Annotated in this window: 18 protein-coding genes and 1 tRNA gene; 6 read left to right on the forward strand and 13 right to left on the reverse strand. The window is 63.3% G+C overall.

The annotated features are described in order from the left end of the window. Nucleotides 1–517: 517 nt before the first annotated feature. The gene (locus AWB79_RS02220; RefSeq protein ID WP_157695676.1) at nucleotides 518–1,819 is read left to right on the forward strand and encodes a glycosyl hydrolase; all 1,302 of its coding nucleotides are present in this window, start codon (nucleotides 518–520) and stop codon (nucleotides 1,817–1,819) included. Between the two features lie 185 nt (nucleotides 1,820–2,004). Here the strand turns inward: AWB79_RS02220 and AWB79_RS02225 are convergent, their stop codons facing one another. Next, nucleotides 2,005–2,289, reverse strand: a complete 285-nt coding sequence (locus AWB79_RS02225) for a hypothetical protein (RefSeq protein WP_157695677.1) — start codon at nucleotides 2,287–2,289, stop codon at nucleotides 2,005–2,007. Between AWB79_RS02225 and AWB79_RS02230 the strand changes: the two genes are divergently transcribed. After that, on the forward strand, nucleotides 2,273–3,640 hold the full coding sequence (locus tag AWB79_RS02230) for a hypothetical protein (RefSeq protein WP_061165713.1): 1,368 nt from the start codon (nucleotides 2,273–2,275) through the stop codon (nucleotides 3,638–3,640). The two genes, AWB79_RS02225 and AWB79_RS02230, sit on opposite strands and share 17 nt — an antisense overlap. 104 nt (nucleotides 3,641–3,744) lie before the next feature. Here AWB79_RS02230 and AWB79_RS02235 read toward each other — a convergent pair. The 9 genes from AWB79_RS02235 to def form a co-directional block, all read right to left on the reverse strand. After that, nucleotides 3,745–3,820, reverse strand: a tRNA-Phe gene (locus AWB79_RS02235). Nucleotides 3,821–3,924: 104 nt separating this feature from the next. Next, nucleotides 3,925–4,638 carry a response regulator transcription factor EsaR gene (gene esaR, locus AWB79_RS02240; protein WP_061165714.1) on the reverse strand — a complete coding sequence of 238 codons (714 nt, stop codon included), beginning with the start codon at nucleotides 4,636–4,638 and terminating at the stop codon, nucleotides 3,925–3,927. Then, nucleotides 4,639–7,068, reverse strand: coding sequence for a sensor histidine kinase (locus AWB79_RS02245; protein WP_061165715.1), 2,430 nt, complete (start codon nucleotides 7,066–7,068; stop codon nucleotides 4,639–4,641). 22 nt (nucleotides 7,069–7,090) lie between these two features. Then, nucleotides 7,091–7,687, reverse strand: coding sequence for a DUF4390 domain-containing protein (locus AWB79_RS02250; protein ID WP_061165716.1), 597 nt, complete (start codon nucleotides 7,685–7,687; stop codon nucleotides 7,091–7,093). Continuing rightward, nucleotides 7,684–9,117, reverse strand: a complete 1,434-nt coding sequence (gene rsmB / locus AWB79_RS02255) for a 16S rRNA (cytosine(967)-C(5))-methyltransferase RsmB (protein WP_061165717.1) — start codon at nucleotides 9,115–9,117, stop codon at nucleotides 7,684–7,686. The genes AWB79_RS02250 and rsmB overlap by 4 nt, the downstream gene beginning before the upstream one ends. 156 nt (nucleotides 9,118–9,273) lie before the next feature. Continuing rightward, nucleotides 9,274–10,128: a zinc metalloprotease HtpX gene (gene htpX / locus AWB79_RS02260; protein WP_061165718.1), complete on the reverse strand. Its 855-nt coding sequence runs from the start codon at nucleotides 10,126–10,128 to the stop codon at nucleotides 9,274–9,276. 132 nt (nucleotides 10,129–10,260) lie between these two features. Beyond that, a complete protein-coding gene (locus AWB79_RS02265; protein WP_061165719.1) occupies nucleotides 10,261–10,908 on the reverse strand; it encodes a LysE family translocator in 648 nt (215 codons plus the stop codon). Between the two features lie 68 nt (nucleotides 10,909–10,976). After that, the gene (gene fmt, locus AWB79_RS02270; RefSeq protein WP_061165720.1) at nucleotides 10,977–11,969 is read right to left on the reverse strand and encodes a methionyl-tRNA formyltransferase; all 993 of its coding nucleotides are present in this window, start codon (nucleotides 11,967–11,969) and stop codon (nucleotides 10,977–10,979) included. Between the two features lie 3 nt (nucleotides 11,970–11,972). After that, nucleotides 11,973–12,476 carry a peptide deformylase gene (def, locus tag AWB79_RS02275; RefSeq protein ID WP_061165721.1) on the reverse strand — a complete coding sequence of 168 codons (504 nt, stop codon included), beginning with the start codon at nucleotides 12,474–12,476 and terminating at the stop codon, nucleotides 11,973–11,975. Between the two features lie 213 nt (nucleotides 12,477–12,689). Between def and dprA the strand changes: the two genes are divergently transcribed. The 3 genes from dprA (at nucleotide 12,690) to AWB79_RS02290 (ending at nucleotide 17,159) form a co-directional block, all read left to right on the forward strand. Then, a complete protein-coding gene (gene dprA / locus AWB79_RS02280; protein WP_061165722.1) occupies nucleotides 12,690–13,901 on the forward strand; it encodes a DNA-processing protein DprA in 1,212 nt (403 codons plus the stop codon). A 74-nt stretch (nucleotides 13,902–13,975) separates the two neighbouring features. After that, nucleotides 13,976–14,353, forward strand: coding sequence for a thioredoxin family protein (locus tag AWB79_RS02285; protein ID WP_061165723.1), 378 nt, complete (start codon nucleotides 13,976–13,978; stop codon nucleotides 14,351–14,353). A 160-nt stretch (nucleotides 14,354–14,513) separates the two neighbouring features. After that, the gene (locus tag AWB79_RS02290; RefSeq protein WP_061165724.1) at nucleotides 14,514–17,159 is read left to right on the forward strand and encodes a DNA topoisomerase III; all 2,646 of its coding nucleotides are present in this window, start codon (nucleotides 14,514–14,516) and stop codon (nucleotides 17,157–17,159) included. Between the two features lie 87 nt (nucleotides 17,160–17,246). Here AWB79_RS02290 and gvmR read toward each other — a convergent pair whose 3' ends face one another. Together gvmR and AWB79_RS02300 are read right to left on the reverse strand one after the other, a co-directional pair. Next, nucleotides 17,247–18,323, reverse strand: a complete 1,077-nt coding sequence (gene gvmR, locus AWB79_RS02295) for a transcriptional regulator GvmR (protein ID WP_061165725.1) — start codon at nucleotides 18,321–18,323, stop codon at nucleotides 17,247–17,249. 356 nt (nucleotides 18,324–18,679) lie between these two features. Further along, nucleotides 18,680–20,551, reverse strand: a complete 1,872-nt coding sequence (locus AWB79_RS02300) for a phosphoenolpyruvate carboxykinase (GTP) (protein WP_061165726.1) — start codon at nucleotides 20,549–20,551, stop codon at nucleotides 18,680–18,682. Nucleotides 20,552–21,041: 490 nt separating this feature from the next. Here AWB79_RS02300 and AWB79_RS02305 point away from each other — a divergent pair, with 490 nt between their 5' ends. Then, the gene (locus AWB79_RS02305; RefSeq protein WP_061165727.1) at nucleotides 21,042–22,058 is read left to right on the forward strand and encodes a D-2-hydroxyacid dehydrogenase family protein; all 1,017 of its coding nucleotides are present in this window, start codon (nucleotides 21,042–21,044) and stop codon (nucleotides 22,056–22,058) included. Between the two features lie 12 nt (nucleotides 22,059–22,070). Here the strand turns inward: AWB79_RS02305 and AWB79_RS02310 are convergent, their stop codons facing one another. Beyond that, nucleotides 22,071–22,547, reverse strand: a complete 477-nt coding sequence (locus tag AWB79_RS02310; RefSeq protein ID WP_061165728.1) for an OsmC family protein — start codon at nucleotides 22,545–22,547, stop codon at nucleotides 22,071–22,073.

The following is a 22,547-nucleotide window of genomic DNA, read 5'->3' on the forward strand; positions in this document are numbered from 1 at the left end:
CGTTTCTGGCGTCGGGTGAGTATTTCGGCGCAACGCGCGAGCGATTCGGAGCGTCGAAAAGAAAAGGACTTGCAGGTCCGAGGACGAGGCAAGTCCTTAATTCGGCGCGAATTTTATCACGTGACGCGAATGTTCGCCGAGCCGCGGCGCGGTGTTTGGCGGGCTTGTCGCGGGGATGCGTCGGCCGCGTTGGCCCAGACGAACTAAATGCCGCGAAAAGCGCCGCATCGAGGGAAATGACGGCGTTCGATGCGCGAAGTTCGAGCAGGTTTCGCCGCGCGTTGCCGGCAATTGCCAGATGGCAATTTACAGCACCGCCGGAGGTCCGGTAGCCTTTCCTGGCTCACGCCGAATCCGGCAAATATTGCTGAATTCGGAGCAATGACGTCGGTCGATCACGTTTTTTTGACGGTCGGCATTTCGGCTGCGCTCGCGGAGCGCCTTTCCCGATCCACGTTACAGCGAATGTACCAATCTCGCTGATGCGCCCATATTCGTTCGCATCACTGATCAAAATATGATTTCGACCGATACCTTCGCGCGCCATGTTTTGCTCAATCGCGCGAAGGCTGAGTTGATCGCGGTCGCGGTCAGCGTTCTGTGCGTCGCTTGTGGCGGAGGTGGAGGTGGAGGTGGAAGTGGAGGTGGAGGTGGAGGTGGAGGCGAAAGCGTAAGCGACGCCGTCGGTTCTTCCGCGAGCGTCGGCGGCGCGGGCAATGCCGTCGCGGCGAGCAGCGCCGTAGCGCCCGGCGCGAGCGATGTCGCCGTTGTCGGCCCCGCCACCGAAGCCGCTTCCAGTACCGGCAGCGCCACCGCCAGCAGCCCCATTGCCAGCAGCGCGCCCGCATCGGCCGATCCGCCCACGCCCACGCCCACGCCCACGCCCACGCCCACGAACAGCATCTTCTACGGCGCGAACGGCCACAACAACGAAGGCGGCGCGTACGACCTGTCCAGCATCGCGTTGCAGTTCTCGCAACTGAAAACCCTCGGCGTGACGATCTACCGCAACGAAGTCTACAACCTGGGGGCCGCGATCAAGCTCGCAGGAATCGCCGACACGATGGCCGCAGGCGGCATCACCGTTTATCCGGTTCTGCTGATGGGCACGGATTTCAACGACGAACCCGCCGCGTACCGGGCCGGCTACGCGCTTGGCCGGCTCACGGCGCAGTCGCGTCGATATCCGTATTACGAGGTGTCGAACGAACTCGGTTCGAGCGACGGCGGACTCATCGGAAACGTGGACGGCGTCTCTCCGCAGCAGTATTACAACGGCAAGTTCCAGCGCGCGCGGGGCGTGATTCGCGGAATGATCGCGGGCATCAAGTCGGTGGATATGGCGGGCAAGATCATCATGGGCGGCGAAACGTGGCTGCATTACGGCTTCGATCAGATGCTCGCATCCGGCACGCAACCGGACGGTTCGAGCGGCCATCCCGTCGTGACCTGGGACATCACCGCGTGGCACTGGTATTCCGAACAGGGCGATATCACCCATGCGTGCGGCGGCACCGGTTGCTACAACGTGCTCGCCGTGCTCAAGCAATTCGGCAAACCGATCTGGCTGACGGAATTCGGCGTGCGTCCGAGTTACGGCAGCGATCAGCAGATCGCGTCCTACATGGTCGGCGACAGAATGATGGCGCAGTTCGTTTCGCTCGCATCGACCTACGACATTCACTCGATCCAGGTCTATCAACTCTACGACGACCCGCCCGGCGGCGAAGGCAACTACGGTCTCTTGAAAAACGACGGCAAAACGCAGAAGGACGCATTCGGCGCGGTCAGGAATTTTATCGCGTCGCATTCGAGATAGAGCCGCGCCGCGCTCGTCGCACGATCAACCGCCAATCCGATGAAGCCCGAGCGCCATCCACTCTCGGGCTTTTTTACGCGCGCACGAACAGTATTTATTGCCGAAATATAAAAATCAGATGAAATAATCTGCCGATCGCGCTAAACCCCGTACCGCCTCCGCCGATATACATGTAACAAAATGTTTTAAATCAGCAGTTTATCGGCATATTTTCCCGGGAGCGATAAAGCGCCGGATCGGCGGAACGCGCGGGCAAACGTTTGTCCGCGATCGTCGATGAAGCGGCTGGCCAGCACTTCATTCGCATGCCGAACGAGCCTGATTTTCAAACCCACCCGCAGGGTCAAGCGGGATCGCAGGTCCGTTTCCGACCCGTCGCCGTTCGAGGCGCTCCGGCGACGCACCGACTTCGACGGCAAAACATCATCTCGATCAGTAGTTCTTATCAAAAAAATGAACAGCCAGACCAAAACCTCTCAGCGCGCCGCGCGCGTTCCGTTCGCGCCGAAGGCGAGCCTGATCGCTGCGGCAGTCGCGACCAGCCTGATGCTCGTTGCTTGCGGGGGCGGCGACGATGCGTTCGATCTTGCATCGACCGCCGATGCGGCGAGCCGCACCACGACCACGTTCAGCGTGACGTCGCCCACGGCGAACGCCACCGTCTCCGGCACCGCGACGGTGAACGGCAAGACGGGCACCAAATGGGCCAAGGTTTCCGTCGTCGACATGACGAGCGGCAAGCAGGTCGCGACGGTGAAGCCGTCGAACGGCGCGTTCACGATGTCCGTCGACACGACCGCGCAAGCCAACGGCACGCACACCTGGCAGATCACCGCCACGGACTCGACGGGCGGCACGCGCTCGGTGCAGAACGTCAGCGTAATCGTGAAGAACGTGCAAGCCGCGAAGATCTTCTACGGCGCAAACGGTCACAACAACGAAGGCGGCGCGTACGACATTTCCAGCCCCGCACTGCAGCTTTCGCAGTTGCACGATCTTGGCGTGAAGATGTATCGCAACGAGGTGTTCAGCCAGTACGGCGCGACCAAGCTCGCGGGCATCGCGAAGACGATGGCGGCGGGAGGCGTGACCGTGTATCCGGTCATGCTGATGGGGCTCGACTTCAGCACCGAAACCGATGCCTATAACGCGGGCTATCAACTCGGCGTGTGGACGGCCACGGCGTACAAATACGCTTACTACGAAGTGACGAACGAGCTTGAAGCCGACGCGCTCGCCGGCAATCTCGACGGCGTGAATCCCGATCAGTACGACAACACGAAGTTTCAGATGGCGCGCGGCGTGATCCGCGGCATGATCGCCGGCGTGAAGTCGATCGATCCGAACGGCAAGATCATCATGGGCGGCGGCGCGTGGCTGCACTACGGCTTCTATCAGATGCTCGCGAACGGCACGCAGCCCGATGGCTCGGCGGGTCATCCGGCCGTGAACTGGGACATTACCGCGTGGCACTGGTATTCGGATCAGGGCGACATCACGCATGCATGCGGCGGCACCGGTTGCCACGACGTGCTGGCTGTGCTCCAGCAAATGGGCAAGCCGATCTGGATCAACGAATTCGGCGTGCGTCCGTGGTTGGGCACGGATCAGCAGATCGCGTCGTATCTCGTCGGTAATCAGATGATGGGCGAGTTCGTCGCGGTGGCCTCGAAGTACAACATTCAGGCGATCCAGACCTACGAGCTGTACGACGATCCGGCGGGCGGCGAAGGCGCATACGGCCTGCTGAAGAACGACGGCGTGACGAAGAAGGCGTCCTATACCGCGTTCAAGAACTTCGTCGCGGCGAATCCGAAGTAACCTTGCAAGACGGGCGCACTGCTTGAACGCATGCGCCCCGTTCACATCGCGAGGCAGAAATGAAAAAGCCCGAGAGCGATTAAACTCTCGGGCTTCTTGCATTCTGGTGGCCTGGGACGGAATCGAACCATCGACACGCGGATTTTCAATCCGCTGCTCTACCAACTGAGCTACCGGGCCAACGAAGAGGTGAAACTATAGCAGAGACTATCGCGCCTCTCAAGCCCCCTTGCGCATTTTTTCGAAAAAATCGAAAGCACGCTCAGGTCTCGTTCAGGACCGGTTCAGACCTCGTTCTTGTTCCGTCCGAGATCGACGCCCAGTTGTTTGAGCTTGCGATACAGATGCGTGCGCTCGAGCCCCGTCTTCTCCGCGACGCGCGTCATGCTGCCGTTCTCGCGCGCGAGGTGATATTCGAAGTACGCGCGCTCGAATGCATCGCGAGCGTCGCGCAGCGGGATGTCGAACGAGATGGACGCGGTCTGTCCGCTCTGTCCCTGCGCCACGCCGCTCGCCCCCGCGTCGCCGGATGCGTTCGGCGCCGAGGCCGTCGGCAACGCGGCCGCGACAGGCACGCCCGATGCGCTCGCTGCCGCCGGCGGCTTCGCAGACGTCGCTGCGGGCGGCGCGGCGCTGCCGTGCGCGAGTCCCTGCTCGACGGCCTTCAGCAGCTTCTGCAGCGCGATCGGCTTCTCGAGAAAGTTGAGCGCGCCGATCTTCGTCGCTTCGACCGCCGTGTCGATGGTCGCGTGACCGGACATCATGATCACCGGCATCGTGAGCTTGCCCTGCGCGGCCCACTCTTTCAGCAGCGTCACGCCGTCGGTGTCGGGCATCCAGATGTCGAGCAATACGAGATCGGGCATCTGCTGCAAACGGTAGTCGCGCGCGACCTGCGCGTTCTCCGCCACATCGACGACGTGACCTTCGTCGCTCAGGATCTCGGAGAGCAGTTCCCGGATCCCCATTTCATCGTCTACCACCAGGATGGTTGCCATTTAAGCTGCCCTTGTCTGCACTGTTGCTTTTGTCGTTCCGTGATTCGCCGTCGCTGCAGCCCCCGGAGGCGTCGCGCCGGGCGCCGCGGTATCGTCCGCGAGTTGTAGAAACAGAATCGATATCTGCGCGCCTTCGATCACATCCGCCGCCTTCGAGCGATTGCGTATGTCGATGCGCGCGCCGTGCTCGTCGACGATCTTCTTCACCGTTGCAAGTCCCAGGCCCGTGCCTTTCGCTTTCGTCGTCACGTAAGGCTCGAAAGCACGTGAAAGTATGCGCGCGGGAAAGCCCGGGCCGTTGTCCGAAACCGTCAGGCGGACCGCGACTCGCGCGTGCCCCGAAGCATCGGGCTCGCCATATTCTACTGTTCTCGTTTCAAGCAGCACGCGCGGCTCCGCGACTTCGGCCACCGCGTCCTGCGCGTTCTGCAGCAGGTTGTGGATCACCTGCCGAATTTGCGTCGCGTCGCCGCGTATCACCGGCAGCTTCGTGAGATCGATCTTGATGGGCGTCTTGCCGTCCTCGATGCCGTACAAGGTCAGCACTTCCGCGACGAGATCGTTCAGTTGCAGGTTGCCGAGCACCGCGGGCGGCGTGCGCGCGTATTCGCGGAAATCATCGACCATCTGCTTCATCGCCTGCACCTGATTGACGATGGTCGTCGACGCGCGCTTGAGCACGTCCGCATCCGGCGGCGCGAGCTTGTCCGCGAGTTTCATCTGCAAACGCTCCGCCGAAAGCTGAATGGGCGTGAGCGGATTCTTGATCTCGTGCGCGAGACGCCGCGCGACCTCGCCCCACGCGACTGAACGCTGCGCCGAGATGACGTCGGAGATGTCGTCGAACACGACGACGTAGCCCGTCGTTTCGGCATCCTCGGATTCGCTCTCGGTCACGCCGAGCAACTGCGTGCCGCGCACGAGCAGCGTGAGCGGATCGTTTTCGCCCGGCACCGTGACCGCGACCTGCTGCTGCCAGTGCCCGCGATCGCCGACCGGATGGCCGCTGCCAACAGCCGCTGCATCGCGCTCCGCGAACGCTTTCCTCACCATCGCGCCGAACTCGGCCAGGACGTCGATCCGGTCGAGCGGCTGATTGAGCAGCGCGGCGAACGGCTGGCGGAAGATGCGCTCCGCGCCGCGATTCGCGGTGCTCAGGCGGAACTGGCGATCGAACACGAACACGCCTGCCGTGAGGTTCGCGAGAATGCTCTCCAGATAGGCCTTCGAGTGCTCCAGCGCAATGCGATTGTTCTCGACCGCCGCGCGCGCCTCGGAGAGCTGGCGCGTCATCGCGTTGAAGGACTGCGTGAGAAAGCCGAGCTCGTCGCGCGAATTGATCTCGCGTTTGGGCGTGTAGTCGCCTTCGGCCACTTCCTTTGTGCCCTGCGCAAGCAGGAACAGCGGCCGCGCGAGCTGATTGCCTAGCGCGAGCGCGAGCATCATCGCGATGAACGTGGCCAGGAAGAGCGCGAGCGTCAGCGTGCCGATATACATCTTGCGCAGGCCCGTGCGCCCGAGCCGTTTTTCCTGATATTCGCGATACGCGCGCTGCACGGCGTCGGCGTTGCGCGCGAGCGCCTGGCTCACCGGCTGCTCGATCTGCAGGAAGCGGTCGACGTGCTGGAACTCGGTCGTCGTGGTCGGGTCCGGAATCTTGGTGATCACGCGTAATCGCAGCGCCCCCTTCGGCCCGTTCGATTTCGGATCGCCGTCTATCTCGCCTTCTATTGCGCCGTACGGTCCGTCCTGCGCCTGCTTCAGCATGGTGCTGGTCGGCTCGTTGGTCGGCAGGAGCGCGTAGTAATTGCCCGATGCCTGCGCGACCGTGCGCAAGCCCGCCACGCGCTGCGAGCCGCTGTTCGATGCGAGATCCTCGCGGTTGTACTGGTCGCGCGGGCGCTCGAACACGACCGCGTCCTGCACGCCGTACTGATCGCGCAGACGCAGAAGCGCGAGCGTGAGACTCGACGGATCGGCGCTCGCGAGCTGCTCGCTCATCTGACGGCCGCGATTCTTGAAGTCGGCGAGCGAGTTTTCCAGCATGCCGCGCCCGAGCGTCAGACCCGAGGTGAGCGCGGTTTCCACGTTCACGTCGAACCACGACTCGATACTGCGCGACACGAACTGATACGAGACCACATAGATGATCGCGCCCGGCACCACGCCGACGAGCGCGAAGATGAACGCGAGCTTGGCGAGTAATCGCGTGCCGAAGCGCCCTTGCCTCACCCGCGTCACGATGATGATGATCAGGCTGATGACGATCAGCATGAAAACGACCGCCACCGCCACGTTCGCCGCGTAGAGCCAGCCGTAATAGCGGTCAAAGAACTCGGTGTTCGCGCTGGCGAGCGCGAGCATCACGAGCAGCAGGACTGCCGTGAGCGCAACCGTGGTGACCAGCAATCGAACGACGAAACTCTTCATGTCGGTGCGACCGCGTCGAAATCTATTTCGCACGCTCTGCCGCCGTAAAAGTAAAACGCTTCCAGTCCGAGGAAAGGTTCCAGTCGCGGTTATTCACCGCGTCGATCTGGAACGGCTTGGGCATCAGTGCGATATCGAGCTGCATGCGCACCGACGCCGTATAGGTTTCTCCGCCACGCACCTGATTCCGGTCGATCACATGCCACGAAGTCACGTGCTTGATGACCGCGAGCGCTTCATTGAGCGATGCGAAACGCAATTGCAGCCCGCCCGTCGATACGCGATATTCGTTGGTGAGCGGTTGATAGGAAAGGCGAATGCTCTGCGACACGTTGACCGGCTCTTCGTCGAACCAGTACCAGCGCGGTCGCGACAGATTGAAGTCGATCGTGAAATAAAGCGGCACGCTGCGGTTCACGGCATCTTCGAGGCTGGTATTGAGGTCGAAGTCGAAATGCGCGTCGAGGCTCCAGCCATTGCCGTCCGCCTGAAGGGACGCGCGCTGCACGCCGATCGTCTCGGCGAGCGCCGGATCGGCCGCGGCGAGACTCAACCAGAGCGTCAGCGCAGTCCAGACGACGGCCGCGAGCCTCAGCGGAAAAAAGCGTTTGATCGTCACCGTTTCTGAAAGCGCGCGTAGAAGAATCCGTCGTGGTCCGCGAAGACTCGAACAGCGCCTTGCGCGGCGTCGGGCCCAGAGCCTTCGAGATTTGTACCGTCCGGTGAACCCTGTACCGCACCCGCGCTAGCGCGCGCCGCTATCGGCAACAATTGGCCCGGCGCGTCCAATCGTACCGCATCTTCATGCGCGGCTCCAAACCAGCGGGCCTGCGACTCGCCCTCCTCGGGGAAGATCGAGCACGTCACGTAAAGCAGTTCACCGCCTTTCGCGACGAGCGGCCACAGCGCGCTCAGGATACGCCGCTGCTCCTGCACCAGCGCGTCGATGTCCGATGCACGCCGCAGCCAGCGAATGTCCGGATGACGCCGCACGATGCCCGACGCCGAGCACGGCACGTCCGCGAGAATGCGATCGAACGGCGCGCCGTCGAACCATTGCGCGGGCTCTCCCGCGTCGCCGGTTCTGATCTGCGCGTCGAGCTTCAGGCGCGTCAGATTCTGTCCGATGCGTGTGGCGCGCTCCGGATCGCTTTCGAGCGCGATCAGATCGACGTTCGCCAGTTCCAGAATGTGCCCCGTCTTGCCGCCCGGCGCGGCGCACGCGTCGAGCACACGCATGCCGTCGCGCACGTCGAGCAACTGGGCCGCGAGTTGCGCGCCCGAGTCCTGCACCGAAACCACGCCTTCGTCGAAACCCGGAATGCGCTCGACGGGCATCGGCGTGCACAGGCGCACGGCATGCAGGCCCGCCGCGTCCGCTTCGATATGCGCATCTTTCAGCCGCGCGAGATATTCATCGGTGCTCGCATGACGCGCGTTCACGCGCAGCGTCAGCGGACCTTGCGCGTTGCCCGCATCGAGAATCTGTTCCCAGGCGTCGGGCTGGCCGCGCTTCACTGCGTCGATCCACCATTGCGGGTAATTCCAGCGCGCGACTTCGTTCTGGCGCATCTCGTCGATGAGCGTGTCGCGCTCGCGCAGGAAGTTGCGCAGCACCGCGTTGACCAGGCCCTTCGCGAACGCGAATTCGCGCCGCGCGGCGATCGCGCCGACCGCCTGATCGACCACGGTGAACGGCGCGTAGGCCGCGTGCGCTTCGTCGTCGGCGAGCAGGGTGAACGCACACACGAGCACGTTGCCCACATGCGGCGGCGGCGCTTTCTTCACGAGCCGGTGCAGCAGCGCATCGGCGAGCGCGAGCCGGCGCATTGCGCGGTACGCGATGTCCTGCACCGCGCCGCGCGCCTCCGAATGTTTCGCGGACGCGATCACCGTCTGCAACGCCGCCGGCAGCGCCGCGCCCGCGCGCACCGCGCCCACCGCCTGCGCGGCGCAATCGAGCGCGAACGCGAGCGAATCGGGCGCGAGACGAAGCGCGCTCAGGCGAGTGTGCGCGGCGTGACGCCGGCGGGAAGGCTGATCGGTCATGTCGAAACGGGAACGGTGAAACGGTCGGGCACACGGCTCGTGTGGACAAGAATTGTAACGTGCGGGGATGGCGCGCCCGGACGGGCGGCCGAAGTGCAGAAAAAAGGCCGTTCCGGCGCAACCGGAACGGCCTTCGTCACAGCGACATCACTTGCTTCAGAAGCGGCCCGTGCGCGCCATTTCCATGAGCCGGGCGACGCGCTCCTCGGTGGCCGGGTGCGTCGAGAACAGATTCGCGATTCCGCCGCCCGAGAGCGGATTCATGATCATCATCTGCGCGGTCGCGGGGTGCGCTTCCGCCGCAGGGAACGGCACGCCGGTCGCGTACGCGTGAATCTTCTCGAGCGCGCTCGCGAGCGCCTGCGGATCGCCTGAAATCTCCGCGCCGCCTCGGTCGGCTTCGAACTCGCGCGCGCGGGAGATCGCCATCTGGATCAGCGCGCCCGCGATCGGTGCGAGAATCGCAACCAGAATGCTCGCGATCGGATTCGACGGGCGGCCTTCGTCGTCGCGTCCGCCGAAGAACATCGCGAAATTGGCGAGCGCGGAGATCGCGCCGGCCATGGTCGCCGAGATGGTCGAGATCAGAATGTCGCGATGCTTCACGTGCGCGAGCTCGTGCGCCATGACACCGCGCATTTCACGCTCGGACAACACGCGCAAAATGCCCGTGGTCGCGGCAACCGCCGCGTGCTCCGGATTGCGGCCCGTGGCGAACGCGTTCGGCGCGTCTTCGTTGATCAGATAGACGCGCGGCATCGGCAACTGAGCGCGCGTGGCGAGTTCGCGCACCATGCGATAGAACTGCGGCGCGGTGGTTTCGTCGACTTCCTGCGCGTTGTACATGCGCAGAACCATCTTGTCCGAGAACCAGTACGAAAAGAAATTCATGCCGAGCGCGACGATAAGCGCGAGCATCATGCCCTTCGACCCGCCGATCATTCCGCCGATCACGACAAAGAGGGCCGTGATCGCAGCCATCAGCATCGCGGTTTTGACCCAGTTGAACATGTCCGGAGCTCCTCTCCCTATGTGCAGTGCGCGAATTGCGCGGTGGTCCCGGCCAACGCAGCCGGAACGACGATTGTAAGCAAAATGTTAGATAGTGGCATCCGTCAATAATTCAATTGAGCGATGCACAATTTAGCGATGCGCGGTTGCGAGCTTGATGCCCAGCCCGACGAACGCACTGCCGACGCCGCGATCGAGCCATTTCTTCACGCCCGACTTGCCGGCGAAACGCTCGGTGACGCTGCCCGCGATCCACGCGACGAAGCCGTTCCAGACCGTGCTCATCGCGATGAACACGATGCCGAGCGTGAGAAACGCGAGCGCCTTGTGCTGGCTGTCGGCGGCGACGAACTGCGGGAAGAACGACACGAAGAACAGTACGACCTTCGGATTCAGCACGTTCGTCACGAAGCCCTGCGCGAAAAGCTGACGCAGCGACTTGGGGGCGGCCTTCTCGCTCGCCTGCGCTTGCCTCGTGGCGTCGGCGTCCTCGTGCTTTGCGAAGACGAGGCGCACACCCAGATAGATCAGATAAATCGCACCGGCGATCTTGATGACCGTGAATGCCGTCGCCGATGCCGCCAGAATCGCCGTCAAGCCGAACGCACACGCGAGGGTGTGGACGATGCAGCCCGCCGAGATACCGAGCGCCGACACGATGCCCGCGCCACGCCCCTGCGCGACGCTGCGCCCGACGATGTACGCGGTATCGGGACCGGGCGTGACGTTCAAGAGAAAGACGGCGACGAGAAAGAAGGTGAAACCGGTAATGCCGAGCATCGGAAACTCCAGACAGGCGGGCGCGTGGGGAAACTATTTATTTTAGCGCCGCGCCTGTGCCGGTGTCCTTATGCTTTGGGGACGTTCGCCGCTTCCGGCAGCGCGAAACGCTGGCCTTTGGCGAGCGATGCGCCCGCGAGGAATTCGCGCACCGGCAGGCGCTTGCCGCCAGGTTTTTGAAGCTGCGTGAGCTTCAGCGCGTCGCGGCCGCACGTGACAACGATGCCTTCCGGCGAGACCTCCGCGATCACGCCCGGCTCGCCCGCGCCCTCGACCGGCTGCGCGGCCCAAATCTTGATGACGGCGTCGCCGATCGTGCCGGACGCGCCGGGAAACGGATCGAACGCGCGAATCTGCCGCGCGAGCTCCACCGCCGGACGCCGCCAGTCGAGCGCCGCTTCGTTCTTGGCGATCTTCTCGGCGTAGGTCGTGCCTTCTTCCGGCTGCGGCGTGGATGGAAGCGAACCGTCGCGCTCCAGATCGCGCAAGCCCGCGACGATCAGCTCCGCGCCCATCTGCGCGAGGCGGTCATGCAAGCTCGCGGTGGTGTCGTCGGGGAGAATCGGTGTGCGGGATTCGCGGATCATCGCACCGGTGTCGAGGCCGACATCCATCTGCATCAGCGTGATGCCAGTCTCGGCGTCGCCCGCTTCGATCGCGCGATGAATCGGCGCAGCGCCACGCCAGCGCGGCAACAGCGATGCGTGAATGTTGATCGCGCCGCGCGGTGGAATGTCGAGCACTTCCTGCGGCAGGATCAGTCCGTACGCGGCCACGACCATCACGTCGTGCGGCGTCGCTTTCAACAACTCGATGGCATCGGCCGCTTCCTGCGGATACTTGCCCGCCCGGCGCAGCGAGGCAGGTTGCGCGACCTGGAGCCCGTGTTCGACGGCAAAGCGCTTGACCGGGCTCGCGGTGAGCTTCATGCCACGTCCGGCGGGCCGGTCGGGCTGCGTCAGCACGAGCGGCACGGAGAAACCGGCCGCGTGAATCGCCGCGAGCGCGGCTGAAGCGAATTCCGGCGTACCGGCGAAAACCACCCGCAGCGACTGAGTCATGGGTTACAGCGCCTTTTCCAGCTTTTTCATCTTGCCGCGAATGCGCGTCTGCTTGAGCGTCGAGAGGTATTCGACGAACACGTGTCCCGCCAGGTGATCCATCTCGTGCTGGATGCACACCGCGAGCAGGCCGTCGCAATCCAGCTCGAAGGTTTCACCCTTCTCATTCAGCGCCTTGACGCGCACCTTGTCCGGGCGCTCGACGAAGTCGTAAATGCCGGGCACCGACAGGCAACCCTCTTCCCATTCCTTCTTCTGGTCGCTGGTCCACACGAGTTCCGGGTTGATGAAGACCATTAGCTGGTCGTGCGCGTCGGAGACGTCGATCACGATCACGCGCTCGTGCACGTCCACCTGCGTCGCAGCGAGGCCGACGCCGGGCGCGGCGTACATCGTCTCGGCCATGTCGGCGACGAGCTTGCGGATGCGGTCATCGACGACGGCGACGGGCTTGGCCACCTTGTTGAGCCGCTTGTCCGGGTAGTTGAGTATCTTGAGCAGAGCCATGATTCGGATTGTCTACGCGCGCCGCGACGCGTGTAAATCGGCCATTCGGCCAGGTTGCGGGTGAGTGGCGGCATTGCCGAAGATATGCGGGTGAATCCAGGGGATTCAACGCCGCCGGCAAGCGGCCAGAACGGCGTCGCTTCAAGGCGCTTCAGGTCGCAAGACCCAAGGCCGGCGACGTTTCTTTATCTGTTCCGGATCAAAAATCTTAACATGACGACCGCCGCCCTGCCGACCGACCCGCCCGTCCCGACACACGACGCCGACGAACTCCGCGCCTGGTTGCGCCTCGCCCACGCGAAGGGATTACGCCCCATCGCGTTGCGCACGCTGCTCGGCGCTTTCGGCGGCCCGCTCGAAGTGCTGTCGGAGAGTTTCGCGACGCTCGCGCAAACCGCCGACGCCCGCGCCGCCGAAGCCGTGCTCGCGCCGCCATCCGATATCGAAGGCATGCCGTTCGACCACTATATTGAAGAGGCGCTGGCCTGGGCGTCGGAGCCGGGCAACCACATTCTGACGCTCGCTGACGCCGCTTATCCGCGGGCGCTGCTCACCATGCCCGACCCGCCGCCGCTGCTCTACGCCAAAGGGCGTCTCGACCTGCTGCAGGCGCGCGCGGTGGCGATCGTCGGCAGCCGCAACGCGACACCCCAAGGCCTGGAAGACGCGCGGCGCTTCGCGCGGGCGTTGTCGGACGCCGGGCTCGCGGTGGTGTCGGGGCTGGCGCTCGGCATCGACGCCTCCGCGCATCGAGGCGCGCTGGAGGGCGGCGGCGGCACGATTTCGGTGATCGGCACGGGCGCGGATCTCGTCTACCCGGCGGCGCATCACACGCTCGCGCATGAAATCGCCCGCGACGGCGCGATCCTGTCCGAGTGGCCGCTCGGCACGCCCGCGCGCTCCGCGAACTTTCCGCAGCGCAACCGGCTGATCGCGGGCCTGTCGGGCGGCGTGCTGGTCGTCGAGGCGGCGATGCGCTCCGGTTCGCTCATCACCGCCCGGCTTGCCGGCGAAATGGGGCGCGATGTTTTCGCGATGCCCGGATCGGTGCATGCACCGCTTTCGCAGGGCTGTCATCGCCTAATCAAACAGGGCGCAAAGCTGGTCGAGACCCCCGAAGAGGTGCTCGAAGAGTTCGGTTTCACATCCGCGCAGGCGGTTGCTGCGGCAAGGCGGGCGAAGGCGCGCCCGGTCAGCGCGAGCTGGGCATCCGCGAGTCCGGCCGATGTCGCCGTCGCTACGGTCGGCCCAGACGCGGAGCGCGTTCTCGCCGCGCTGGGTCACGCGCCCGCGACGCTTGAAATTCTCGCCGCGCGCACCGATCTGCACGGCGCCGCGTTGCAGTGCGCGTTGCTGCAACTCGAAATGTCGGGCCGCGTGGCGGCGCTGGCGGGAGGCCGCTTCACGGCCATCGAACGCTCGTGATGCCGCGTCGTGCTACATTCGCGAAAAATGAACCATCCTCGCAGTCCACACGAAGAAAGGACCCCGCATACGCCATGTCCGCGCTGAATCTCGATACCGATGCCGATCGCATCGCGGAGCGCATCGCCGAGCCCGGCACGCTGTTGGTAGCCTGTTTGTGCGCGGAGTGGTGCGGAACTTGCCGCGAGTATCGTGTGGGTTTCGACAAGCTCGCGGAGGCGCATCCGGACATCTGCTTTGCCTGGATCGATATCGAGAACCACGCCGATCGCTTCGACGACCTCGACGTGGAAAATTTTCCTACCATCCTGATCGAGGACTCGGTCACGACGCGCTTCTTCGGCACGGTGTTGCCGCAGGCGAGCATCGTCGGGCGGATGCTGATCGATCTGACCGCGCTGCCGAACATGACCGGTGCGCCGAAACTGCGCCCGGCGCTTGCTACGGCCTGATCGGAACGAGTGTTTCGCGGTCGTCGAAACGCGCGTCGATAGCTCGGCGCGGCCATGCCGCGATTCGCGCTTGCGCGCCCACGGTTCAAAGCCTGTGCTATAAAGCGGTCGTTAAAGCAGCCCAAACCGGGCCGCTGCCAGTTACCAACCCTATTGAGTCATGTCCAAAGCCCTGATCATCGCTGAGAAGCCTTCCGTCGCGAACGACATCGCGCGTGCGTTGGGCGGCTTCACGAAGCATGACGAGTATTTCGAGAGCGACGATTACGTGCTCTCGTCCGCCGTCGGCCACCTGCTGGAAATCGCCGCGCCGGAGGAATACGACGTCAAGCGCGGGAAGTGGAGCTTCGCGAACCTGCCGGTCATCCCGCCGCATTTCGACCTGAATCCGATCGCGAAAAGCGAGTCGCGCCTCAAGGTGCTGACGAAGCTGCTGAAACGCAAGGACATCGACCGGCTCATCAACGCATGTGACGCGGGGCGCGAGGGCGAACTGATTTTCCGCCTGATCGCGCAGCACGCCAAGGCGAAGCAGCCGGTCCAGCGCCTGTGGTTGCAATCGATGACGCCCGCCGCCATCCGCGAAGGCTTCGCAAACCTGCGCAGCGACGCCGACATGCAGCCGCTCGCCGACGCCGCCCGCTGCCGCTCGGAAGCGGACTGGCTCGTCGGCATCAATGGAACGCGCGCGATGACCGCGTTCAACAGCAAGGGCGGCGGCTTCTTCCTGACAACCGTTGGTCGCGTTCAGACGCCAACGTTGTCTATCGTCGTCGAACGTGAGGAAAAAATCCGCCGATTCGTGCCGCGCGATTACTGGGAAGTGCGCGCCGAGTTCATCGCGGCGAAGGGCCTGTACGAAGGTCGCTGGTTCGATCCGAAGTTCAAGCGCGTCGAGAACGATCCCGAGCAGCGCGATTCGCGTCTCTGGAGTCTCGCGGCAGCCGAATCTATCGTCGCGGCGTGTCGCGGCAAGACCGGCACGGTCTCCGAGGAATCCAAGCCGTCCACGCAAATGTCGCCGCTGCTGTTCGATCTGACGAGCTTGCAGCGCGAAGCCAACAGCCGCTTCGGCTTTTCGGCGAAGAACACGCTCGGTCTCGCTCAGGCGCTGTATGAAAAGCATAAGGTCCTGACGTATCCGCGTACCGATTCGCGGGCGCTGCCGGAGGATTACTTGAACACGGTCAAGGACACGATGACCATGCTCAAGGAAAGCAACAACTATCTGCCGTTCGCCAAGCAGGTGCTCGACAAGGGCTGGGTGAAACCGAACAAGCGCATCTTCGACAATTCGAAAATCAGCGATCACTTCGCCATCATCCCGACCTTGCAGGCGCCGAAGTCGCTGTCCGAGCCGGAGCAGAAGCTGTACGACCTCGTCGTGAAGCGCTTCCTGTCGGTGTTCTTCCCGGCGGCCGAATATCTCGTGACGACGCGCATCACCGAGGTTTCGGGCCATCACTTCAAGACAGAAGGCAAGGTGCTGGTCGAGCCGGGCTGGCTGCAGGTCTACGGCCGCGAAGCCGCGGGCGAGGAAGGCAATCTCGTGCCGGTGCAGAAGGACGAAAAGGTCGATGTCGAAAAGGTCGAGGCCCACGGTCTCGTGACCAAGCCGCCCGCGCGCTATAACGAAGCGTCGCTGCTTTCGGCTATGGAAGGCGCGGGCAAGCTCGTCGAAGACGAGGAACTGCGCGACGCGATGGCCGCGAAGGGGCTCGGCACGCCGGCCACGCGCGCGGCGATCATCGAAGGTCTGCTCGGCGAGAAATACATGGTGCGCGAAGGCCGCGAACTGATCCCGACCGCCAAGGCGTTCCAGTTGATGACCTTGCTGCGCGGTCTGGGCGTCGAGGAACTGACCGCGCCGGAACTGACCGGCCAGTGGGAGCACAAGCTCTCGCAGATGGAGCGCGGCAGTCTGCATCGCGATCAGTTCATGCAGGAAATCGCGCGGATGACGCAAACCATCGTCAAGCGCGCGAAGGAATACGATTCCGACACGATTCCCGGCGATTACGCGACGCTCGAAACGCCGTGCCCCAACTGCGGCGCGCAGGTGAAGGAGAACTATCGCCGCTTCGCGTGCACGAAGTGCGAGTTTTCGATTTCGAAGATTCCGGGTGGACGTCAGTTCGAGATTCCGGAAGTCGAGGAATTGCTGCGCGAGAAAACCATCGGACCGCTGTCCGGTTTCCGCAGCAAGATGGGCCGCCCGTTCTCGGCCATTCTCAAGCTCGCGCTCGACGACGAGATCAAGAACTACAAGCTTGAATTCGATTTCGGTCAGGACACCGGCGGCGACGACGGCGAACCGCCCGATTTCTCCGAGCAAACGCCGGTCGGCGCGTGCCCGAAGTGCCAGTCGCGCGTGTTCGAGCACGGCATGAGCTATGTCTGCGAGAACTCGGTGTCGAATCCGAAGACCTGCGACTTCCGTTCGGGCAAGGTGATTCTTCAGCAGGAAATCGCGCGCGAACAGATGGAGAAGCTCCTGAACGAAGGCCGCACGGATCTGCTGACGAACTTCAAGTCGTCGCGCACCGGTCGCAACTTCAAGGCGTTTCTCGTGAAGCAGCCGGACGGCAAGATCGGCTTCGAATTCGAGAAGAAGGAAGCGAAACCGGGCGCGAAGACGGCGGCCAAGCGCGGCGCGGCGGCGGAAGCATCGGCCGATAACGGCGACGACTCCGGCGACAGCGATGTCGCGGTCGCCGCCAAGACCACGCCCGCAAAGCCCGCGGCAAAGAAAGCGCCCGCGAAAAAGGCGGCGGCCAAGAAGGCGCCCGCGCGCAAGACAAGCTGAGCGTCAGCGTCATCGGCTGATCTGCAAGAAAAAACCCCGCGAAGCGATTCGCGGGGTTTTTTATTTGCGCTTCCTGGCGCGAGCCCTTCAAAAAGGCGAGGCCACCGGTACACGCCCGCGCGTGCGCGAGGGTTTCGAGAGCTTCGGCGCGAGTTCACCGTCGATGGGACGCGAACGCGGCGGCGGCGCGTCGTCATCGGCGTGTTCGTAGTGCGGATGTGCGATCGGCCGGCCGCGCCCGTCGCGAATCCACTGCTCGCCGAGCTGATGATTCGGCGTCTGGCTGAAATGCTCGACGAGATGATCGATGAACGTCCGCACCTTCGCCGGCAAGTGACGGCGGCTCGGGTACGCCACGTTGATTTCCACCTGCGGCAGCTGATAGTCGCCGAGCAGGCGCACGAGCTGGCCGCGCGTCGTATCGTTGCCGATCAGATAGCTCGGCAGAATCGCGATACCCATGCCGAGCAGCGCGAACTGGCGCAGCATTTCCGTGTTGTTGGCGATGATCACGTTCTGCGGGCGCACGCGCACTTCGCCGTCCGGACCGGTGAACACGCGCTCGTCGCCCCAATACTCGGACGGCAGGCTCAGGCACGGATGTTCGAGCAGATGATCGGGACGCGTCGGCGTGCCGTGCTTTTCCAGATACGCGGGCGTCGCGCACACGGTCATGCAACCGGTCGTCAGCCGCCGCGTGACGACGCTCGCGCTCTTCACCTGCCGCGCGATGACGATGCCGACGTCGAAACCTTCTTCGACCAGATCGACCTGACGATCGACCAGCGTCACATCCGGCACGACTTTGGGGTAGCGCTGCGCATACGTCTGTAATACAGGCGCGAGATTATGCAGACCGAACACCACTGGGGCGACGATCCGCAGCGAGCCGAGCGGTTCGTGATTGCGCGCCACCACCATTTGTTCGACGTCTTCCAGCTCGTCGAGAATTTGCCGGGCCCGTTCCAGATAAACCTGACCGGACTCGGTGAGCGAGAGGCTGCGCGTCGTGCGGTTGAGCAGGCGCGTGCCGAGGCGGCCTTCCAGGTCCGCGACGTGGCGCGTCGCCACCGCGTTCGAGATGTCCATCGCGCTCGCGGCCCGGGCGAAACTCCCCAGGTCGGCGACACGGACGAACACTCTCATCGACTGCAAATGATCCATAAGACAACTCCTGCCGCATAGACGGCTCGAATTCTGCTGCAAAGCAATTCAGGATTATCCTAGGACTGAAGCAATCGTGCAGAAGTTGCCGGTAAGCACCAAAAACTCGAAAAAAATCTGATGCTTAGGGGCGTTGGGCAGATGAAAGATCACCGATTGTTGTCAATTGCACAACACCCCGTCAGTTTCATGCCATTTTTGGAAATGCAGGAAAGTACTGGCGGAGTCAATTTTGACAGTGTATGCGCAGAAAAACTCGGGCCCGCCGAAGCGGGCCCGAGATATGGGGATTGATTCAATTTGTGACACGAATCCAGCGCGGGCTCGCGCCGGACGATTCACTCATCGATGCGCCTTCAGGCGGCCAGACGCTTCTCTATGCCGGCTTTCGCCTGCGGCAGCGCTTCCGGCAGACCTTGTTTCAGCTTCGTGAACAGCTCGTCGTGCAGCGCGAGTTCGTCGCGCCAGGCGGCATCGTTGACCGAAATGACCTGCTCGAACTGTTCGCGCGTAAAGCCGAGCGCGCCCCAGTCGATGTCCTCGTAACGCGGCGAGATGCCGAACGCGTGCTCCGTACCCTGCGCCGCGCCCTCGATGCGGCCGATCATCCAGTTCAGCACGCGCATGTTCTCGCCGAAGCCAGGCCACACGAACTTGCCGTCGTCGCCCTTGCGGAACCAGTTGACGCAGAAGATCTTCGGCGCTTTGGCGTTCGTCGCTTCCAGGCGCTCGCCCAGTTTCAGCCAGTGGCCGAAGTAGTCGGCCATGTTGTAGCCGCAAAACGGCAGCATCGCGAACGGGTCACGACGCACGACGCCCTGCTGGCCTGCCGCGGCGGCGGTGGTTTCCGAACCCATGGTCGCGGCCATGTAGACGCCTTCCTTCCAGTTGCGCGCTTCGGTCACGAGCGGCACCGTGTTGGAACGGCGTCCGCCGAAGATGAACGCGTCGATCGGCACGCCAGCGGGATTCTCCCAATCCGGATCGATGGACGGACACTGCGCCGCCGACGCCGTGAAACGCGCGTTCGGATGCGCAGCCTTCACGCCGGTTTCCTTCGCGATTGCCGGCGTCCAGTCGCGCCCCTGCCAGTCGATCAGATGCGCGGGCGGCGTGTCGGTCATGCCTTCCCACCAGACATCGCCTTCGTCGGTCAGCGCGACGTTCGTGAAGATGACGTTTTCCTTCAGCGTGGCCATCGCGTTGAAGTTGGTCTTTTCGCTCGTGCCCGGCGCGACGCCGAAGTAGCCCGCTTCCGGGTTGATTGCATAGAGACGGCCGTCGCGCCCGGGCTTGATCCAGGCGATGTCGTCGCCGATGGTCGTCACCTTCCAGCCGTTCAGGTCGGATGGCGGAATCAGCATCGCGAAATTGGTCTTGCCGCACGCCGACGGGAACGCCGCCGCGACGTGATACTTGCGCCCTTCCGGCGAAGTGACGCCCAGAATCAGCATGTGTTCGGCGAGCCAGCCTTCGTCGCGCCCCATCGTCGACGCGATGCGCAGCGCGAAGCATTTCTTGCCGAGCAGCGCGTTGCCGCCGTAGCCCGAGCCGAAACTCCAGATTTCGCGCGCTTCCGGGAAGTGGACGATGTACTTCGTGTCGTTGCACGGCCAGGGCACGTCCTTGCGGCCATCGACGAGCGGCGCGCCCACCGAATGCACGCACGGCACGAACTGGCCATTCTCGCCGAGCACGTCGTACACGGCGCGGCCCATGCGCGTCATGATGCGCATGTTCGTCACCACGTACGGGCTATCCGACAATTCCACGCCGATATGCGCGATCGGCGAGCCGAGCGGGCCCATCGAGAACGGCACGACGTACATGGTGCGGCCGCGCATGGAGCCGTCGAACAGGCCGTCGAGCGTCACGCGCATTTCCTGCGGATCGATCCAGTTATTGGTGGGGCCGGCGTCTTCACGGCGCTGCGAGCAGATGAACGTGCGGTCTTCGACGCGCGCCACATCCGACGGATCCGAGCACGCAAGGAAGGAATTCGGGCGCTTCTCGGGGTTGAGCTTCTTCATGGTGCCGGCGTCGACCATCAACTGGCAAAGCCGGTCGTATTCTTCCTGCGAGCCGTCGCACCATTCGATGCGCTCCGGCTTGGTCAGGGCCGCGACACGCCGCACCCATTCGATCAGTTTTCGGTGCCGGACATAGGCCGGCGCTTCGATCTCGACGGCGTTCTTATTGTTGTCTTCGACTACTGCGGGCTGGTTCATCGAGCTGTCTCCGTTTCTCTGCAAAGAAAACCTTGCGCCCTTCAGACGCTGCATGCGAGAGGCGTTTGCGACTCAAACCGCCGGGCTTTCTCGTGCGAGTCTCGAAGACTTTTCCATCGCACGAAATGCGGTTCGCAAGCCAATGCGGCGTCACGGGCATGAATCCTTTACCTCGCCAGCCATATGGGTCCGCGGCTTGCGTCGTAAAGGAACAAACTGTTAAAAAGAGATACTAAGTGGCCTGGCTCCTCGTGGATTACCGTGTTTTCCGCAAGTTGCGCTGAAAATTCTTGATTTTGGCGCGGACGCGCGAGGTTCCAAGAAAAATGGGGAGTCAAGCATAACACTGCACCGCCGGAACACCATGATGCAGCGCAATAACGCGCAATAGAGCGCAATTTATCGGTATTTACCCGAACTTAGGCGCTCTATTCTCGCCCTCGATTAAAAAGCAGCACGTTTGATGCCTAACAAAAGCCAACCAATGCCCATGAAAATCGCCATTCTCGACGACTACCAGGACGCCGTCCGGAAGCTCGATTGCTTCCACCTGCTCGATGACCATGAGGTGAAGGTCTTCAATAACACGGTGCGTGGTCTCGGACAGTTGGCCAGCAGACTTTCGGAAGTGGACGCGCTGGTGCTGATCCGCGAGCGCACGCGTATCAGTTCGCAGTTGTTAGACAAATGCCCGAAGCTGCGCATGATCAGCCAGACCGGGCGCGCGGGCGGCGGTCATATCGATATCGATGCGTGCACGGAACGCGGCATCGCGGTGCTGGAGGGCACGGGTTCGCCGGTCGCGCCGGCCGAACTGACGTGGGCGCTCATCATGTCGGCGCATCGGCGCATTCCGCAGTACGTGGCCAATTTGAAGCAGGGCGCGTGGCAGCAATCGGGACTGAAGACGTCCGCGCTGCCGCCGAATTTCGGCCTGGGGCAAGTGCTGCGCGGGCAAACGCTCGGCATCTGGGGTTACGGCAAGATCGGCAAGCTGGTGGCGGGCTATGGGAAGGCGTTCGGCATGAACGTGCTGGTCTTTGGACGCGAGCATTCGCAGAGCGCGGCGCGCGAAGATGGCTTCGACGTTGCCGAAAGCCGCGAGGCGCTGTTCGAGCAGAGCGATGTGCTCACGCTGCATATGCGTCTGACCGACGAGACCACCGGTATCGTCAAGCAGGACGACCTGATGCGCATGAAGCCGACCGCGCTGTTCGTGAACACGAGCCGCGCCGAGCTGCTCGAAGAGAACGCACTGCTCAATTCGCTGCATCACAACCGTCCGGGCATGGTCGCCGTCGATGTGTTCGAAAGCGAGCCGATCCTGCAAGGCTACGGCCTGCTGCGGCTGGAGAACGTGATCTGCACGCCGCACATCGGCTATGTCGAGCGCGAGAGCTACGAGCTGTACTTCGGCGCGGCGTTCCGGAATATCCTCGCGTTCGATATGGGCGACACGTCGAGCGTCTTCAACAAGGAAGCGTTGCAGCACGTGCGCCGGCGTTGAGCGTTCCTGAAGTCAGAGCGTCGAGATTTCGATCGACGGCTCGCATCGCACCGGAAAATTCACCGAGTTCGCGATGAAGCAGAAACGGTGCGCCTCCTCGTGCAGGCGCGCCGCGAGACCGGCGTCTCCACCCGCGCCGATCGTCACGCGCGGGCGCAACAGCACATCGGTGAAGCGCCCGTCGCCCTTCGATTCCTCCTGCATCGTGCCGATGGCTTCATCGATATAGCCGGTCACGACGATCTTGTTCGTCGCGCACAGGTGCAAGTACCAGAGCATGTGGCACGACGACAGCGACGCCACGAACAATTCCTCCGGATTGTGCCGCGCGGGATCGCCGCGAAAAGCCGGGTCACTCGATGCTTCGATCGCCATCTTGGTGCCGACGCGGATCAGATGATCGCGCGAGTAGGCGTCATAGGCTGACGTGCCGGAGCCGAGATTGCCGGTCCAGTCGATGCTCAGTTGATACGTATGCTTCTTCGCCAC

This window comes from Caballeronia hypogeia (genome assembly GCF_001544875.2).
In the GTDB taxonomy this organism is placed as follows: domain Bacteria; phylum Pseudomonadota; class Gammaproteobacteria; order Burkholderiales; family Burkholderiaceae; genus Caballeronia; species Caballeronia hypogeia.

Coding starts and splice junctions, on each gene's coding strand:
- gvmR (WP_061165725.1), bottom strand. CDS start 18,323: ATGGATCATTTGCAGTCGATGAGAGTGTTCGTCCGTGTCGCCGACCTG.
- AWB79_RS02290 (WP_061165724.1), top strand. CDS start 14,514: ATGTCCAAAGCCCTGATCATCGCTGAGAAGCCTTCCGTCGCGAACGAC.
- AWB79_RS02300 (WP_061165726.1), bottom strand. CDS start 20,551: ATGAACCAGCCCGCAGTAGTCGAAGACAACAATAAGAACGCCGTCGAG.
- AWB79_RS02305 (WP_061165727.1), top strand. CDS start 21,042: ATGAAAATCGCCATTCTCGACGACTACCAGGACGCCGTCCGGAAGCTC.
- htpX (WP_061165718.1), bottom strand. CDS start 10,128: ATGTTCAACTGGGTCAAAACCGCGATGCTGATGGCTGCGATCACGGCC.
- AWB79_RS02220 (WP_157695676.1), top strand. CDS start 518: ATGATTTCGACCGATACCTTCGCGCGCCATGTTTTGCTCAATCGCGCG.
- dprA (WP_061165722.1), top strand. CDS start 12,690: ATGACGACCGCCGCCCTGCCGACCGACCCGCCCGTCCCGACACACGAC.
- AWB79_RS02230 (WP_061165713.1), top strand. CDS start 2,273: ATGAACAGCCAGACCAAAACCTCTCAGCGCGCCGCGCGCGTTCCGTTC.
- AWB79_RS02285 (WP_061165723.1), top strand. CDS start 13,976: ATGTCCGCGCTGAATCTCGATACCGATGCCGATCGCATCGCGGAGCGC.
- AWB79_RS02265 (WP_061165719.1), bottom strand. CDS start 10,908: ATGCTCGGCATTACCGGTTTCACCTTCTTTCTCGTCGCCGTCTTTCTC.
- esaR (WP_061165714.1), bottom strand. CDS start 4,638: ATGGCAACCATCCTGGTGGTAGACGATGAAATGGGGATCCGGGAACTG.
- AWB79_RS02245 (WP_061165715.1), bottom strand. CDS start 7,068: ATGAAGAGTTTCGTCGTTCGATTGCTGGTCACCACGGTTGCGCTCACG.
- rsmB (WP_061165717.1), bottom strand. CDS start 9,117: ATGACCGATCAGCCTTCCCGCCGGCGTCACGCCGCGCACACTCGCCTG.
- fmt (WP_061165720.1), bottom strand. CDS start 11,969: ATGACTCAGTCGCTGCGGGTGGTTTTCGCCGGTACGCCGGAATTCGCT.
- def (WP_061165721.1), bottom strand. CDS start 12,476: ATGGCTCTGCTCAAGATACTCAACTACCCGGACAAGCGGCTCAACAAG.